Consider the following 14478-nt stretch of genomic DNA (forward strand, 5'->3'; position numbering starts at 1 on the left):
CCCTGGTCGCTGGTCGCTGGTCGCTGGTCGCTGGAAGCCGACCGCTGACCCGACGCGCCTCACTCCGCCCGAGGCGGGGTCAGTGCCGGTTCGCGGCGGTCGGCGCCGATCTCGACGTCGTCGTCGATGCGGAAACGCGGCCCGTCGGTGACGTCGGTCGGGCCGACCTCGCCGAGCACCGGCTCAGCGCGACGGCCACCGAGGGTCGGCACCATCACCTGGGGCTGGGACTGGACGGGCTCTGACGTCTCGGCACGGGTGCGCAGCGCAGCGCGGCCGGTCACGCCGAGCACTGCGCGCAGCCGTGGCGCGAGATCGCCCGGGGCGTAGTGCTCGCGCTCGAGAAAGCGCAGCAGCGGCAAACCGGCGGCGGCACACATGGCATCGAGCTGGTCGCGCGGCGGCTCGCGACGGCGCAGCCAACCCGTCGGCGAGAGCGCCAGGGCGCAGCAGGGCTTGCTGGTCGCCGCATCGCAGACCAGGAAGTCGAGGACACGCTCACCGATCCGCAACTCGGCGCGTTCGCGCCAACGCTTCGGGGTGCGCCGCGCCACCGCCAGCACCTCGGCCACCGGCACCCGCGCATAGAGTCGGTAGCGATCGTCGAGACATTGCTCCAGAGCGTGAGCGAACTCACGCTGGGTGGACGTGAGCAGCGGCCCGGCGATCACGTAGGGACGGCGGTTACGCGGCGACAGCGCGCGCCACAGGCTGATCGCGAGGGCGAGCAGCACCAGCGCGGTGAGTCCGAGCAGCAGGTAGAAATGAGCCATGCTCCCTCCGGTCAGGAATGTGGTCAGCCGCGCGGCAGGCCGGGCTCTGCCTGGGGCGGCAACTTCACCCCGTGCCGATTGAACCAGGCGCGATCGAGCGCCCACACCACCGAGTCGACGTCGGACTGCGACAGCAGCAGCTGGAGCACGTACAGCTCGGTATAGCTCAGGCGCTCGCGCGCGGTGCGCAGCGACTGCGCCTGGGCCGACGCGTCGCCATTGCCCAGCGTCGGGTCGATCCAGCCGAGATAGCGTGATTCCTCGACCGTCGAGGCGCGCGGACTGGTCACCGTGGCGACCCCGTTGAGGAAGGTCAGGACGCGGAAATCGTAGGGATACTCGGCGACCGCCTGATCCTGTGCGAGCAGTTCGTTGAGCTGCCAGAGCCGCGGCTTGAGTCCGTACGGGGCCCAGGAGAGGGTCAGCATCAGCAGCGCCAGGGCGATGGCCGAGAGGATGATTGCGTTACGAATGAAACCAAGCATGGGGAAGCAACTCCACGAGATCCAGGTCCGACCGGATGGTCGCTGGCGGAGATTCTACCCCAAGGCGACCGGGGTCCGTTGCCGGGCCCCGGTCGAATGGCCGATGAGCAGACGCCCACCGGCCTCGCGCGCACCGATCAGTTGATGCGTGGGTCGAGTTCACCGCTGTCGTAGCAGGCAGTCATCCGCTCCAGCGAGAGCGCAGTGATCTTGCTGGCGTTACCGGCGGTGCCGAAGGCCTCGTAGCGGGTCCGGCAGATGTCCTTCATCGCCTTGGTGGCGGCAATGTAGTACTTGCGCGGATCGAAGTTGGCGCGATTCTCGGCGAGGTGCTTGCGGATGGCACCGGTCGAGGCCATGCGCAGGTCGGTGTCGATGTTGACCTTGCGCACCCCGTGCTTGATGCCCTCGACGATCTCCTCGACCGGCACGCCATAGGTCTCGCCCATGTCGCCGCCGAACTCGTTGATGATCGCCAGCCATTCCTGCGGCACCGAGGAGGAGCCGTGCATCACCAGATGGGTGTTGGGGATGCGTTGGTGGATCTCCTTGATGCGGCTGATGGCGAGGATGTCGCCGGTCGGCGGCCGGGTGAACTTGTAGGCGCCGTGGGAAGTGCCGATGGCGATCGCCAGGGCGTCGACCTTGGTCTTGGCAACGAAGTCGGCGGCCTCCTCGGGGTCGGTCAGCAGCTGGCTGTGGTCGAGCGTGCCCTCGGCGCCGATGCCGTCCTCCTCGCCCGCGGTGCCGGTCTCGAGCGAGCCCAGACAACCCAGCTCGCCCTCGACCGAGACGCCGCAGGCGTGGGCGATCTCGACCACCCGACGGGTGACGTCGACGTTGTAGTCGTAGCTGGTCGGGGTCTTGCCGTCCTCGCCCAGCGAACCGTCCATCATCACCGAGGAGAAGCCGAGCTGGATAGAGCGCTGGCAGACCGCCGGCGAGGTGCCGTGGTCCTGGTGCATGCACACCGGGATATGCGGCCACTCCTCGATCGCGGCGAGGATCAGGTGACGCAGGAAGGGCGCACCGGCGTACTTGCGCGCACCGGCCGAGGCCTGGACGATCACCGGCGAGTCGGTCTCGTCAGCCGCCTCCATGATGGCGCGCATCTGTTCGAGATTGTTGACGTTGAAGGCGGGCACGCCGTAGCCGCGCTCGGCGGCGTGATCCAGCAGCTGGCGCATGGAAATCAGGGCCATGATGTTCTCCTCGTGTCAGTGACAGGGGTGGAATCGATGTTCAGGATACGCCCGTGGGTCAATCTTCGCTCGCAGTTCGATGCTCTCCGACCCTCATGATCTTCATGATGTTGGTCTGGCCCTCGACCCCGCTGCGATCGCCCTTGGTGATGATCACCAAGTCGCCGTCGCGCACGGTGCCGCGTCGCAGCAGCTCCTCGATCACCTCGCGGTTGACCTCGTGGATGTCGGTACTGGCGACATCGAAGGCGACCGGATAGACGCCACGGAACAGACAGACCTTGCGCCGGGTCGAGTCGAAGCGGGTCATGGCGTGGATGGGGATACCGGAGCTGATGCGCGACATCCACTTCACCGTCGAGCCGGTCTCGGTGAGCGCGGCGATCGCCTTCACTCCGAGGTGGTTGGCGGTGTACATCGCCGCCATGGCGATGGCCTCGTCGACACGCCCGAACACCGAATCGAGCCGATGCCCGGAGCGGGTGGCGCTCTTCTCGGCCTCGCGACAGATGCGATCGAGCGCCTCGACCACCTTCACCGGGTTGCTGCCGATCGAACTCTCGGCCGAGAGCATCACCGCGTCGGTACCGTCGAGCACCGCATTGGCGACGTCGAAGACCTCGGCGCGGGTCGGGATCGGGTTCTCGATCATCGACTGCATCATCTGGGTGGCGGTGATCACCACGCTGTTGAGTTCGCGGGCGCGGCTGATGAGGTGCTTCTGCACCGCCGGCAGCTCGGCATCGCCGATCTCCACCCCGAGATCGCCGCGCGCGACCATGATGGCGTCGGCGGCGTTGATGATCTCGTCGATACCGTCGAGCGCCTCGGCGCGCTCGATCTTGGCCACCACCCCACCGCGACCGCCGGCGGCCTGGAAGTGGGCGCGTGCCTGGCGTACGTCCTCGGCGCTGCGCACGAAGGAGACGGCCAGGTAGTCGGCGTCGAGTTCGGCGGCGAAGCGGATGTCGGCCAGATCCTTGTCGGTCAGCGCCGGGGCCGAGAGCCCCCCGCCCTTGCGGTTGATCCCCTTGTTGTTGGAGAGCTTGCCGCCGATCACCACCCGGCAGGCCATCCGCCCGCCCTCGACCGACTCGACCCACAGCTCGATGGCGCCGTCGTCGAGCAGCAGGGTGTCGCCGGCGCGCACGTCCTCGGCGAGCGCCGGATAGGTGGTGCCGACCCGGGTCGCGTCACCGGCATCGAGCGGACACCCGGCATCGATGGCGAAGGGCGCGCCGCGCTCGAGCACGATCGACCCGTCGGCGAAGCGCCCGATACGGATCTTCGGTCCCTGCAGGTCGAACAGCACCGCCACCTCGGCAGCGCCGGCGCGGGCGCGCTCGCGCAGCCGCTCGACACGCTCGCGATGGCGCGCGTGGCTGTCGTGGGAGAGGTTGAGGCGGGCCAGATCGAGACCCGCGCGGATGAGCCCGTCCATGACCTCGGGCGCGTCGGTTGCCGGCCCCAGGGTTGCAACGATCTTGGTACGTCTGGGCATGTGTCACTGCCTCCCGCGTGCAAATGGGGCCGCGCCGGATGGCGCGGCCAGGATCGACCATCGGGTCGATCAGTCCTTGGCCCGGGCCTCGAGCATGGCCACCGCGGGCAGGGTCTTACCCTCTAGATACTCGAGGAAAGCGCCACCGGCGGTGGAGATGTAGGAAACACGGTCCTCGATGCCGTACTTCTGGATCGCGGCGATGGTGTCACCACCGCCGGCGAGGCTGAAGCCGGGGGCCGCGGCGATCGCCTCGGCGACCACCCGGGTGCCCGCGCCGAACTGGTCGAACTCAAACACCCCGACCGGGCCGTTCCAGACGATGGTGCCGGCCCCCTGGATGACCTCGGCCAGGGCGTGTGCCGAGTCCGGGCCGATGTCGAAGATCATGTCGTCCTCGGTGACCTCGGCAGCGGCCTTGATCACCGCCCGCTCCTGCTCGTCGAAGCGCTTGCCGCAGACCACGTCGGTGGCGATCGGGATGCCGGCGCCGCGCGCGGCCATGGTCTCCATCAACGCCTTGGCGGTGGGCACCAGATCGGCCTCGTGCAGCGATTGGCCGACCGGCAGCCCGGCGGCGGCGAGGAAGGTGTTGGCGATGCCGCCGCCGACCACCAGCTGGTCGACCTTCTCGGCAAGCGATTCGAGCACGGTGAGCTTGGTCGAGACCTTGGAGCCGCCGACGATGGCGACCATCGGGCGCGCCGGCTCGGCCAGCGCCTGACGCAGCGCCTCGAGTTCGGCGCTGAGCAGCAACCCGGCGCAGGCCTGGGGGGCGAAGTGTCCGACGCCATGGGTCGAGGCCTGGGCGCGGTGGGCGGTGCCGAAGGCGTCCATCACGAAGACGTCGCACAGCGCCGCGTAGCGCCGCGCCAGCGTCTCGTCGTCCTTCTTCTCGCCGGCGTTGAAACGCACGTTCTCGAGCAGCACCAGCTCGCCCTCGGCGACCTCCGGCGGGGTGTCGAGATAGTCACGCACCAGCCGCACCTCGCGCCCGAGCTTGGCGCCGAGATCGGCGGCGACCGGGGCGAGTGAGTTCTCGGCGGAGAACTCGCCCTCCTGGGGACGGCCCAGGTGCGACATCACCAGCACTCGCGCGCCGGCGCGCAGACAGTGCTCGTAGGTCGCCAGCGAGGCGCGGATGCGCGCATCCGAGCTGACCAGGCCATCCTTGACCGGCACGTTGAGGTCAGAGCGGATCAGCACCCGCTTGCCGGCGAGATCGAGGTCGGTGAGCTTGATGAAGGACATGAAAAACCCTCTGGATGGATGAGGAAGGAGATCAGGCGCAAGCCCGGGCTTGCCTGATCGCCCTCGGCGGGGCCGCCGACCGGAGCGGTCGACGGCGCGGCGGCGACCGCCAGACGGCGGTCACCGGGACGACGGCGCCTCGCGGCACCGTGCGCGGCCTCAGTTGTTGGCCACGTACTCGACCAGCCGCAGCATGTTGCAGGTGTAGCCGAACTCGTTGTCGTACCAGGAGACGACCTTGATGAAGGTCGGATCGAGGGCGATGCCGGCGGTGGCATCGAAGATCGAGGGGGCATTGAAGCCGCGGAAATCGGTCGAGACCACCTTGTCCTCGGTGTAGGCGAGCACACCGGCCATCTCACCCTCGGCGGCCTTGCGCATCGCCGCGCAGATGGCGTCGTAGTCGGCCGGCGCCTCAAGCTCGACGGTGAGGTCGACCACCGAGACGTCCGAGGTCGGCACGCGGAAGGACATGCCGGTGAGCTTGCCGTTGAGCGCCGGCAGCACCTTGCCGACGGCCTTGGCCGCGCCGGTCGAGGACGGGATGATGTTCTCGAGGATACCGCGACCACCGCGCCAGTCCTTCATCGACGGACCGTCGACGGTCTTCTGGCTGGCGGTGGCGGCGTGCACCGTGGTCATCAGGCCACGCTTCACGCCCCAGTTGTCGTTGAGCACCTTGGCCACGGGCGCCAGACAGTTGGTGGTGCAGGAAGCGGCCGAGACGATCGTCTGACCGGCGTACTCCTGGTGGTTGACGCCGAACACGAACATCGGCGTGGCGTCCTTCGAGGGCGCGCTCTGCACCACCTTGCGGGCGCCGGCGTCGAGGTGTTTCTGGCAGGCCTCGGCGGTGAGGAAGAAGCCGGTGCTCTCGATCACCAGCTCGACCCCGGCCTCGTTCCACTTGAGGTTGGCCGGGTCGCGCTCGGCGGTGAGACGGATGCGCTTGCCGTCGACGATCATGGTCGAGCCGTCGACCGCGACCTCGCCGGGGAAGCGACCGTGCACCGAGTCGTACTTGAGCATGTAGGCCAGGTACTCGGGGTCGAGCAGGTCGTTGATCGCCACCACTTCGATGTCCGGGAAGTGCTTGGAGATCGCCCGGAAGGTCATCCGACCGATACGACCGAACCCGTTGATACCGACTTTGATTGTCATGCGTTCAAGCTCCTTAACTTGTTGAGCGAAATATGTCGAACCGCGAGGGCGTGCGCGACGCCGCATCGCCACGGCCCGCGCGGTTGTCGGTCATTGAGCGTTCGGCCACCGGAGATGGGGAGCCCCGGCGACCGGACCCATCAACCCTGCAGCACCCCCTCGACGACCGCGACCAGGTTGTCGACGGTGAAACCGAATTCCTTGAACAGCGCGCCGGCCGGGGCCGATTCGCCGAAGCGATCGATGCCGAGCACCGCGCCGCGCGAACCGACGTACTTCCACCAACCGTCGCCGACGGCCGCCTCGACGGCCACCCGCGCCTCGACCGCGCGCGGCAGCACCGACTCGCGATAGGCCGCGTCCTGGGCGTCGAAGGCGTCAGTCGAGGGCATCGACACCACGCGCACCGCGCGCCCTTCGAGCGCCTCGGCGGCACCGAGGGCGAGTGCGACCTCGGAGCCGGTGGCGATGATGATCACCTCGGGAGTGCCGGCGCAATCGCGCACCACGTAGCCGCCGCGCGCGATCGCCGCCAGCTGCTCGGCGTCACGCTCGACGTGCGGCAGCGCCTGACGCGAAAAGATCAGCGAACTGGGGCCGTCGCGCCGCTCGATCGCCTGACGCCAGGCGACCGCCGACTCGACCGCGTCGCAGGGCCGCCACACGTTCATGTTGGGGATCATGCGCAGGGTCGGGATCTGCTCGACCGGCTGGTGAGTGGGACCGTCCTCGCCGAGACCGATGGAGTCGTGGGTGTAGACGAAGATCGAGGGCACCTTCATCAGCGCCGCCATGCGCAGCGCGTTGCGGGCGTACTCGGAGAACATCAGGAAGGTCGCGCCATAGGGCACGAAGCCGCCGTGCAGGGCGATACCGTTCATGATCGCCGACATGCCGAACTCGCGCACGCCGTAGTAGACGTAGTTCCCCGCCGCGTCGTCCTTGCCGATGCCCTTGCAGCCCTGCCACAGCGACAGGTTGGAACCGGCCAGATCGGCCGAGCCGCCGAGCAGCTCCGGCAGTAGCGGACCGAAACCGTTGAGCGCATTCTGCGAGGCCTTGCGCGAGGCGATGCTCTCGCCCTTGGCGGCGACCCCGGCGATGAAGGCATCGGCCTGCGCGGCCCAGTCCTCCGGCAGCTCACCGGCCATGCGTCGCTCGAACTCGGCGGCCGCGGCGGGATAGGCCTTGGCGTAGGCGGCGAAGCGCTCGCGCCACGCGCCCTCGGCGGCGGCGCCGCGCTCGCGTGCGCTCCAGCCGGCGTAGACCTCCTTGGGGATCTCGAACGGTGCGTGGTTCCAGCCTAGCGCCTCGCGGGTGAGCGCGATCTCCTCCTCGCCGAGCGCGGCGCCGTGACAGGACTCAGTACCCTGCTTGTTGGGCGAGCCGTAGCCGATGATGGTCTGGCAACAGATCAGCGTCGGCCGATCGGTGACCGCACGCGCCTCTTCGAGCGCAACCTGGATCGCGTCGGGGTCGTGACCGTCGACCTTGGCGATGACGTGCCAGCCATAGGCCTCGAAGCGCTTGGGGGTGTCGTCGAGGAACCAGCCGGGGGTGTCACCCTCGCCGCGCACCTCGCCGTCGATGGAAATGTTGTTGTCGTCATAGACGGCGATCAGCTTGCCCAAACCGAGCGCGCCGGCGAGCGAGCAGGCCTCGTGCGAGATGCCTTCCATCAAGCAACCGTCGCCGAGGAAGGCGTAGGTGTGATGGTCGACGATGTCGTGACCGGGGCGGTTGAACTGGGCGGCGAGCGCCTTCTCCGCGATCGCCATGCCGACGGCATTGGTGATGCCCTGACCGAGCGGCCCGGTGGTGGTCTCGACACCGGGGGCATAGCCGTACTCGGGGTGACCCGGGGTCTTGGAGTGGAGCTGGCGGAACTGCTTGAGGTCCTCGATACCGAGGTCGTAGCCGGTGAGATGGAGCAGAGAATACAGCAGCATCGAGCCGTGCCCGTTGGAGAGCACGAAGCGATCACGATCCGGCCACTGGGGGTTGGCCGGATTGTGACTCATGAAGTCGTTCCACAACACCTCGGCGATGTCGGCCATGCCCATCGGCGCGCCCGGGTGCCCGGACTTGGCCTTCTGCACCGCATCCATGGCAAGTGCCCGGACGGCGTTGGCGAGTTCTCTGCGTGAGGACATGAGCCCCTCCTGAAGTTGACGATGACGAAGATACTGATTGTGCGGACCGGAGCGCCGAGGCATCACGACGGACTGAGGCTCACCCGGAAACGGCCCGCGAATGCGATGAATGTGGCGTGCGGGGCTGGCGGCCGCATCGAGCAGGGAAGTTCCCATCCTCCGACCCGGGGCGAGAACGCGCGAGTTGGCCGGAGAGTTCCACACAGGGCCCTTGATTGTGAACCAAAGGTCTAGGGTCGGACATCAAAACAAACTTATACCGCCAAAAACTATTTTAACATTTCATAATATTCAGGATTGACGCTGGAAATACCACATCAGTTTACCACCGCGCCGGGCGCACCGGCGCGGGCTGGGCCGCGCTCAGCCCTCCATCCACTTGATCGAGCAGCCCATGCTCGGGATCTGCTCGGCCGGGCCGCGCCCGCTCAGCGCGACCTCGCGCATCGCCTCGAACAGGTCGCGGCGCACGTCGGCGGGGGCGGCCTGCTTGCGACTGGCATCGAGCCGACCGCGATACTGCAGCTCGAGCGCGGCGTTGTAGCCGAAGAAGTCGGGGGTGCAGACCGCACCATAGGCCTTGGCCACCGCCTGGTCGGCGTCGTAGAGATAGGGGAAGGGGAAGGCGAAACGCTCGGCGATCTCGCGCATGTTGTCGAACGAGTCCTCGGGGTAGTCGGCGACGTCGTTGGACATGATCGCCACGCTGCCGATACCGAGCGTGGCCAGTTCGGCGGTATCGCGCACGATACGGTCACGCACCGACTGGACGTAAGGGCAGTGGTTGCAGATGAACATCACCAGCAGTCCGCGCTCGCCGCTGCAGGCATCGCGCGTCCAGGTGCGGCCGTCGACGCCCGGCAGGGCGAAGTCCGGGGCCGGTTGGCCGAAGTCACACACGGGGGTCTCGAGTGAAACCATGACGGTCCTCCGAGTTGGCGGTTCGATGGTGCGGGGCCGCCACCCTGACGGGCGCGACCGAAGGGGACATTCGCGTCCTCGCGAGCACGACGCCGACGAGCGCGGACCCGGGAGAAGGGGCCACTGGAGCGGACGCAACAGGGCGGTGGCGGCGGCCACCAGCAGGCCGGAGTCTGCTCCCAGCCCCCGGGCAACATGCCACATCCGCCCCCCCGAACGCATCCCCAGCAGCCACGCGCCGGCGACCGGGAAGGATGTCGGCGACCCGTCCGCGCCTCGCATGTTACCGGAACGGAAGGGGATTCCAAATCTCGCCCCGATCGCCACCGATCGCCGCATCATGACGCCGCGGCGCGGGCTTCGCGAACGTCACGCGAGCCGCTATCATGGGCGGCTTCATCAACGCGCCACCCTGGCGCCATGAATAGGGCTCGACTCGTATGAGCAAGGACTACATCTTCACCTCGGAATCGGTCTCCGAAGGACATCCGGACAAGATGGCAGACCAGATCTCGGACGCCGTCCTCGACGAGATCTATCGCCGCGACCCCAACCACGCCAAGGCGCGCGTGGCCTGCGAGACCCTGGTCAAGACCGGCTTCGTGATGCTCGCCGGCGAGATCACTGTGACCGACGCCGACCTCAAGATCGATTACGAGCGCGTGGTGCGTGAGGTGGTCAAGGACATCGGCTACGACAACTCCGAGGTCGGCTTCGACGGCAACACCTGCGGCGTGATGATCGCCCTCGGCGAGCAGTCCAAGGACATCAACCAGGGTGTCGATCGCGAGAGCGAGGAGGCCCAGGGCGCCGGTGACCAGGGCCTGATGTTCGGCTATGCCACCAACGAGACCGACATGCTGATGCCGGCGCCGATCGACTACGCCCACCGCCTGGTGAAGCGTCAGGCCGAGGTACGCAAGAACGGCACCCTGCCCTGGCTGCGTCCCGACGCCAAGTCGCAGATCACCATGCGCTACCGCGACGGCAAGCCGGTCGGCGTCGACGCCGTGGTGCTCTCCACCCAGCACGGCGAAGAGGTCAGCGAGCGCGTGCTGCAGGAAGCGGTGATGGAGGAGGTGATCAAGCCCGTGCTCGGCGCTACCGGTTGGCTCAACGCCGAGACCAAGTACCACATCAACCCCACCGGCAAGTTCGTCATCGGCGGCCCAGTCGGCGACTGCGGCCTGACCGGGCGCAAGATCATCGTCGACACCTACGGCGGCATGGCCCGTCACGGCGGTGGCGCCTTCTCCGGCAAGGACCCGTCCAAGGTCGATCGCTCGGCCGCCTACGCCGGTCGCTATGTCGCCAAGAACATCGTCGCCGCCGGACTCGCCGACAAGTGCGAGATCCAGGTCTCCTACGCCATCGGCGTCGCCGAGCCGACCTCGGTCTCGATCGAGACCTTCGGCACCGCGCATGTGAGCGAGGAGCGCATCGTCGAGCTGGTGCGCGAGCACTTCGACCTGCGCCCCTATGGCATCATCAACATGCTTGACCTGACCAACCACGAGCTGATCAAGTATCGCGATACCGCCGCCTACGGTCACTTCGGTCGTCCCGAGGCCGGTTTCACCTGGGAGCGGACCGACAAGGCCGAGGCGCTGCGCGCCGCCGCCGGGCTCTAAGCCCACCCAGCCCCCCGCCACCGAGGAGCGCTGCAACCCGGGACCATCGAGGTCCGGGCCAGGCTCGGGGACGGGGCATACAGTTCGAACGGCGCTCACTCACGATTCATCAAGAAGAGTTGATCAACCATGAGTGAGTTCACCGATTACAAGGTCGCTGACATCACCCTCGCCGACTTCGGTCGTCGCGAGATCGCCATCGCCGAGACCGAGATGCCGGGCCTGATGGCCCTGCGCGAGAAGTACGGTCCCTCCAAGCCCCTCGCCGGCGCCCGCATCACCGGCAGCCTGCACATGACCATCCAGACCGCCGTGCTGATCGAGACCCTGGTCGCGCTCGGCGCCGAGGTGCGCTGGTGCTCGTGCAACATCTTCTCCACCCAGGATCACGCCGCCGCCGCGATCGCCGCTGCCGGCGTGCCGGTCTATGCCTGGAAGGGCGAGACCCTGGAGGAGTACTGGTGGTGCACCGAGCAGGTGCTCAACTGGCCCGACGGCCAGGGCCCGAACATGATCCTCGACGACGGCGGCGACGCCACCCTGCTGGTGCACAAGGGCGTCGAGTACGAGAAGGCCGGCGCGGTCCCCGCGCCCTGCGCCGAGGACAACGAGGAGTGGACCGCGGTGCTCGGCGTGCTCGGGCGCACCTTCGAGCGTGACGGCCAGCACTGGCACAAGATCGCCGAGGGCATCAAGGGCGTCACCGAGGAGACCACCACCGGTGTCCACCGTCTCTACGAGATGGCCAAGAACGGTTCGCTGCTGTTCCCCGCGATCAATGTCAACGACTCGGTGACCAAATCCAAGTTCGACAACCTCTACGGTTGTCGCGAATCGCTCGTCGACGGCATCAAGCGCGCCACCGACGTGATGATCGCCGGCAAGATCTCCATGGTCTGCGGCTATGGCGACGTCGGCAAGGGCTGCGCGCAGTCGCTGCGCGGACTCGGCGCCACCGTGTGGGTCTCGGAGATCGACCCGATCTGCGCCCTGCAGGCGGCGATGGAAGGCTTCCGCGTGGTGACCATGGAAGAGGCGGCGCCGATCGCCGACATCTTCGTCACCACCACCGGCAACAAGGACATCATCGGCCACGACCACATGGCGGCGATGAAGGATCAGGCGATCGTCTGCAACATCGGTCACTTCGACAACGAGATCGACATCGCCAGCGTCAGCCAGTACCAGTGGGAGGAGATCAAGCCGCAGGTCGATCACATCATCTTCCCCGACGGCAAGCGCATCATCATGCTCGCCCAGGGTCGACTGGTGAACCTCGGCTGCGCCACCGGCCACCCGAGCTTCGTGATGTCCAACAGCTTCACCAACCAGGTGCTGGCGCAGATCGAACTCTTCACCAAGGAAGACGCGTACCCGATCGGCGTCTACATCCTGCCCAAGCACCTCGACGAGGAGGTCGCGCGACTGCACCTGGACAAGATCGGCGCGCACCTGACCACCCTCACCGAGGATCAGGCGGCCTACATCGGCGTCGATGTGAACGGACCGTACAAGCCCGAGCACTACCGCTACTAAGCGGCTCGCGCGTCCCGGACGCGGCAGTCGTGGCCTCTTGGCTACGGCCGTCGCGGCCGCCACGGTTCCTCACCTCAACTCATCACGCGACCGTCGCGCACCGCGCGCCCGCGCCCTCGCGCGGCGGTGGCCGGAGTGCCAGAACATGTCGCCACAAGATCCCACCCCGACCTACAGCCTCGAACTCTTCCCGCCCAAGACCGCCGAGCGCATGGAGCGGCTCAAAAGCGAGATCGCCACCCTCAACACCGTCTCACCGCGGTATTTCTCGGTCACCTACGGCGCTGGCGGCTCGACCCGCAAGGGCACCTTCGAGACCGTCTCCTGGCTGCGCAGCCAGGGCATCGACACCGCCCCCCATCTCGCCTGCATCGGCTCTCCCCGGGCCGAGGTCGAAGAGCTGCTGGGGCACTACCGCGAACAGGGCATCGACCGCCTGGTGGCGCTGCGCGGCGACCTGCCCTCGGGCATGGGCGGCGGCATCGGCGGTGACTTCCGCTATGCCAACGAACTCGTCGAGTTCATCCGCGCGCGCACCGGCGATCACTTCCGCATCGAGGTCGCGGCCTATCCCGAGTACCACCCCCAGTCCGGCACCCCGGACCGCGACCTGGCCAATTTCAAGCGCAAGGTCGAGGCCGGCGCCGACGCCGCCATCACCCAGTACTTCTACAACGCCGACGCCTATTTCGCCTTCATCGAGCGCTGCCAGGCAGTGGGCATCGACATCCCCATCGTGCCCGGCATCATGCCGATCACCAACCACAGCCAGCTCGCCCGCTTCTCCGATGCCTGCGGCGCCGAGATCCCGCGCTGGATCCGCCGTCGGCTCGAGGGCTTCGGCGATGATCTCGCCAGCACCCGCGAGTTCGGTCACGAGGTGGTGCTACAGCTGTGCCGGCGCCTGATCGAGGGCGGCGCCCCCGGACTGCACTTCTACACCATGAACCAGTCCGGTCCGACGCTGCGTCTGTGGCAAGAGCTGGGGCTGCCCAGCGGCGACTGAGCCAGCCAACGCCGGCGCGCGCCCCGGACGCGCCGGCGCCCCTCAATCGTAGCGCTCGTCCTTCCAGCGTCGCAGCGCGGCGAACACCGCCGCCGACTCCTCCAGCGCCTCGCCGGCGAAGCGCTCGGCGGCCGCGCGCACCTCGGGCACCGCGACCCGCAGGAAGGGATTGGTCGCCAGTTCCTCGGCGAGCGTGCTCGGCACCGTCGCCCGGCCCGCCGCACGCGCCGCGCGCACCTCGACGATGCGCGCCTCGAGCGCCGCGTGCTGCGGCTCGACCCATTGAGCGAAGCCGAGGTTGGCCTCGGTGTACTCGTGGGCGCAATAACACAGCGTCTCCGGCGCCAGCCGCGCGATCCGCGCCAGCGAGCGCGCCAGCTGCTCGGCGGTGCCGTCGAACACCCGGCCACAGCCGGCGGCGAACAGGGTATCGCCGCAGAACAGCCGTCCCTCGCCGAGATAGGCGACATGGGTCGCGGTATGCCCCGGCACCTCCAGCACGCGGAAGGTCACGCCGAGCCCGACGGGCTCGATGGCATCCCCCTCCCCCACCCGCTGATGCGCCAGCGCGATGCGCGCGTCCTCCGGGGCGTAAACGACCACCTCGGGAAAGGCGGCGCACAGCGTCTCGACGCCACCGATGTGGTCACCGTGATGATGGGTGAGCAGCACCGCCTCGAGATGCAGCCCGTGCTCGCTGAGATAGGCCAGCACCGGCGCGGCCTCGCCCGGATCGACCAGGGTCACGCCGGTGCCGCCGGGGGCGCGCAGCAGCCAGATGTAGTTGTCCTCGAAGGCGGGGATGGCGATGGGTTCGAGCATGATCGACGGCTCCTCGGGCAACGGCGGGGACGGCGA

The 14478-nt window shown here is 67.9% G+C and carries 12 protein-coding genes and 1 riboswitch; of the genes, 3 read left to right on the plus strand and 9 right to left on the minus strand.

Going from position 1 to position 14478, the window contains the following annotated elements:
- Positions 1-59: 59 nt before the first annotated feature.
- The 8 genes from MARPU_RS16805 to MARPU_RS13290 all read right to left on the minus strand — a co-directional run bounded on the left by MARPU_RS16805 (position 60) and on the right by MARPU_RS13290 (position 9447).
- Positions 60-773 carry a DUF2726 domain-containing protein gene (locus MARPU_RS16805; protein WP_005221391.1) on the minus strand — a complete coding sequence of 238 codons (714 nt, stop codon included), beginning with the start codon at positions 771-773 and terminating at the stop codon, positions 60-62.
- A 23-nt stretch (positions 774-796) separates the two neighbouring features.
- Positions 797-1258, minus strand: a complete 462-nt coding sequence (locus MARPU_RS13260) for a hypothetical protein (RefSeq protein ID WP_005221390.1) — start codon at positions 1256-1258, stop codon at positions 797-799.
- A gap of 137 nt (positions 1259-1395) precedes the next feature.
- Positions 1396-2460, minus strand: coding sequence for a class II fructose-bisphosphate aldolase (gene fba, locus MARPU_RS13265; protein ID WP_005221389.1), 1065 nt, complete (start codon positions 2458-2460; stop codon positions 1396-1398).
- Between the two features lie 58 nt (positions 2461-2518).
- Positions 2519-3961, minus strand: coding sequence for a pyruvate kinase (gene pyk, locus MARPU_RS13270; RefSeq protein ID WP_005221388.1), 1443 nt, complete (start codon positions 3959-3961; stop codon positions 2519-2521).
- A gap of 69 nt (positions 3962-4030) precedes the next feature.
- Positions 4031-5212 (minus strand): phosphoglycerate kinase, encoded by a 1182-nt coding sequence (locus MARPU_RS13275; RefSeq protein ID WP_005221387.1) that lies wholly within the window; start codon positions 5210-5212, stop codon positions 4031-4033.
- Positions 5213-5371: 159 nt separating this feature from the next.
- Positions 5372-6373 carry a type I glyceraldehyde-3-phosphate dehydrogenase gene (gene gap, locus MARPU_RS13280; protein ID WP_005221386.1) on the minus strand — a complete coding sequence of 334 codons (1002 nt, stop codon included), beginning with the start codon at positions 6371-6373 and terminating at the stop codon, positions 5372-5374.
- A gap of 140 nt (positions 6374-6513) precedes the next feature.
- Positions 6514-8526 carry a transketolase gene (gene tkt / locus MARPU_RS13285; RefSeq protein WP_005221384.1) on the minus strand — a complete coding sequence of 671 codons (2013 nt, stop codon included), beginning with the start codon at positions 8524-8526 and terminating at the stop codon, positions 6514-6516.
- Between the two features lie 363 nt (positions 8527-8889).
- Positions 8890-9447, minus strand: a complete 558-nt coding sequence (locus tag MARPU_RS13290; protein WP_005221377.1) for a thioredoxin family protein — start codon at positions 9445-9447, stop codon at positions 8890-8892.
- Between the two features lie 440 nt (positions 9448-9887).
- Here MARPU_RS13290 and metK point away from each other — a divergent pair, with 440 nt between their 5' ends.
- The 3 genes from metK to metF all read left to right on the plus strand — a co-directional run bounded on the left by metK (position 9888) and on the right by metF (position 13620).
- On the plus strand, positions 9888-11078 hold the full coding sequence (gene metK, locus MARPU_RS13295) for a methionine adenosyltransferase (protein ID WP_005221376.1): 1191 nt from the start codon (positions 9888-9890) through the stop codon (positions 11076-11078).
- Between the two features lie 16 nt (positions 11079-11094).
- Positions 11095-11182, plus strand: a riboswitch (S-adenosyl-L-homocysteine riboswitch).
- Between the two features lie 25 nt (positions 11183-11207).
- The gene (ahcY, locus tag MARPU_RS13300; protein ID WP_005221374.1) at positions 11208-12614 is read left to right on the plus strand and encodes an adenosylhomocysteinase; all 1407 of its coding nucleotides are present in this window, start codon (positions 11208-11210) and stop codon (positions 12612-12614) included.
- Positions 12615-12759: 145 nt separating this feature from the next.
- Complete coding sequence (gene metF / locus MARPU_RS13305; protein WP_005221373.1) at positions 12760-13620, plus strand: methylenetetrahydrofolate reductase [NAD(P)H]; 861 nt, start codon at positions 12760-12762, stop codon at positions 13618-13620.
- Between the two features lie 42 nt (positions 13621-13662).
- Here metF and gloB read toward each other — a convergent pair whose 3' ends face one another.
- Complete coding sequence (gene gloB / locus MARPU_RS13310; RefSeq protein ID WP_005221372.1) at positions 13663-14442, minus strand: hydroxyacylglutathione hydrolase; 780 nt, start codon at positions 14440-14442, stop codon at positions 13663-13665.
- Positions 14443-14478 lie beyond the last annotated feature (36 nt).

Source organism: Marichromatium purpuratum 984, from assembly GCF_000224005.2.
GTDB lineage: Bacteria > Pseudomonadota > Gammaproteobacteria > Chromatiales > Chromatiaceae > Marichromatium > Marichromatium purpuratum.

Coding starts and splice junctions, on each gene's coding strand:
- MARPU_RS16805 (WP_005221391.1), bottom strand. CDS start 773: ATGGCTCATTTCTACCTGCTGCTCGGACTCACCGCGCTGGTGCTGCTC.
- MARPU_RS13260 (WP_005221390.1), bottom strand. CDS start 1,258: ATGCTTGGTTTCATTCGTAACGCAATCATCCTCTCGGCCATCGCCCTG.
- fba (WP_005221389.1), bottom strand. CDS start 2,460: ATGGCCCTGATTTCCATGCGCCAGCTGCTGGATCACGCCGCCGAGCGC.
- pyk (WP_005221388.1), bottom strand. CDS start 3,961: ATGCCCAGACGTACCAAGATCGTTGCAACCCTGGGGCCGGCAACCGAC.
- MARPU_RS13275 (WP_005221387.1), bottom strand. CDS start 5,212: ATGTCCTTCATCAAGCTCACCGACCTCGATCTCGCCGGCAAGCGGGTG.
- gap (WP_005221386.1), bottom strand. CDS start 6,373: ATGACAATCAAAGTCGGTATCAACGGGTTCGGTCGTATCGGTCGGATG.
- tkt (WP_005221384.1), bottom strand. CDS start 8,526: ATGTCCTCACGCAGAGAACTCGCCAACGCCGTCCGGGCACTTGCCATG.
- MARPU_RS13290 (WP_005221377.1), bottom strand. CDS start 9,447: ATGGTTTCACTCGAGACCCCCGTGTGTGACTTCGGCCAACCGGCCCCG.
- metK (WP_005221376.1), top strand. CDS start 9,888: ATGAGCAAGGACTACATCTTCACCTCGGAATCGGTCTCCGAAGGACAT.
- ahcY (WP_005221374.1), top strand. CDS start 11,208: ATGAGTGAGTTCACCGATTACAAGGTCGCTGACATCACCCTCGCCGAC.
- metF (WP_005221373.1), top strand. CDS start 12,760: ATGTCGCCACAAGATCCCACCCCGACCTACAGCCTCGAACTCTTCCCG.
- gloB (WP_005221372.1), bottom strand. CDS start 14,442: ATGCTCGAACCCATCGCCATCCCCGCCTTCGAGGACAACTACATCTGG.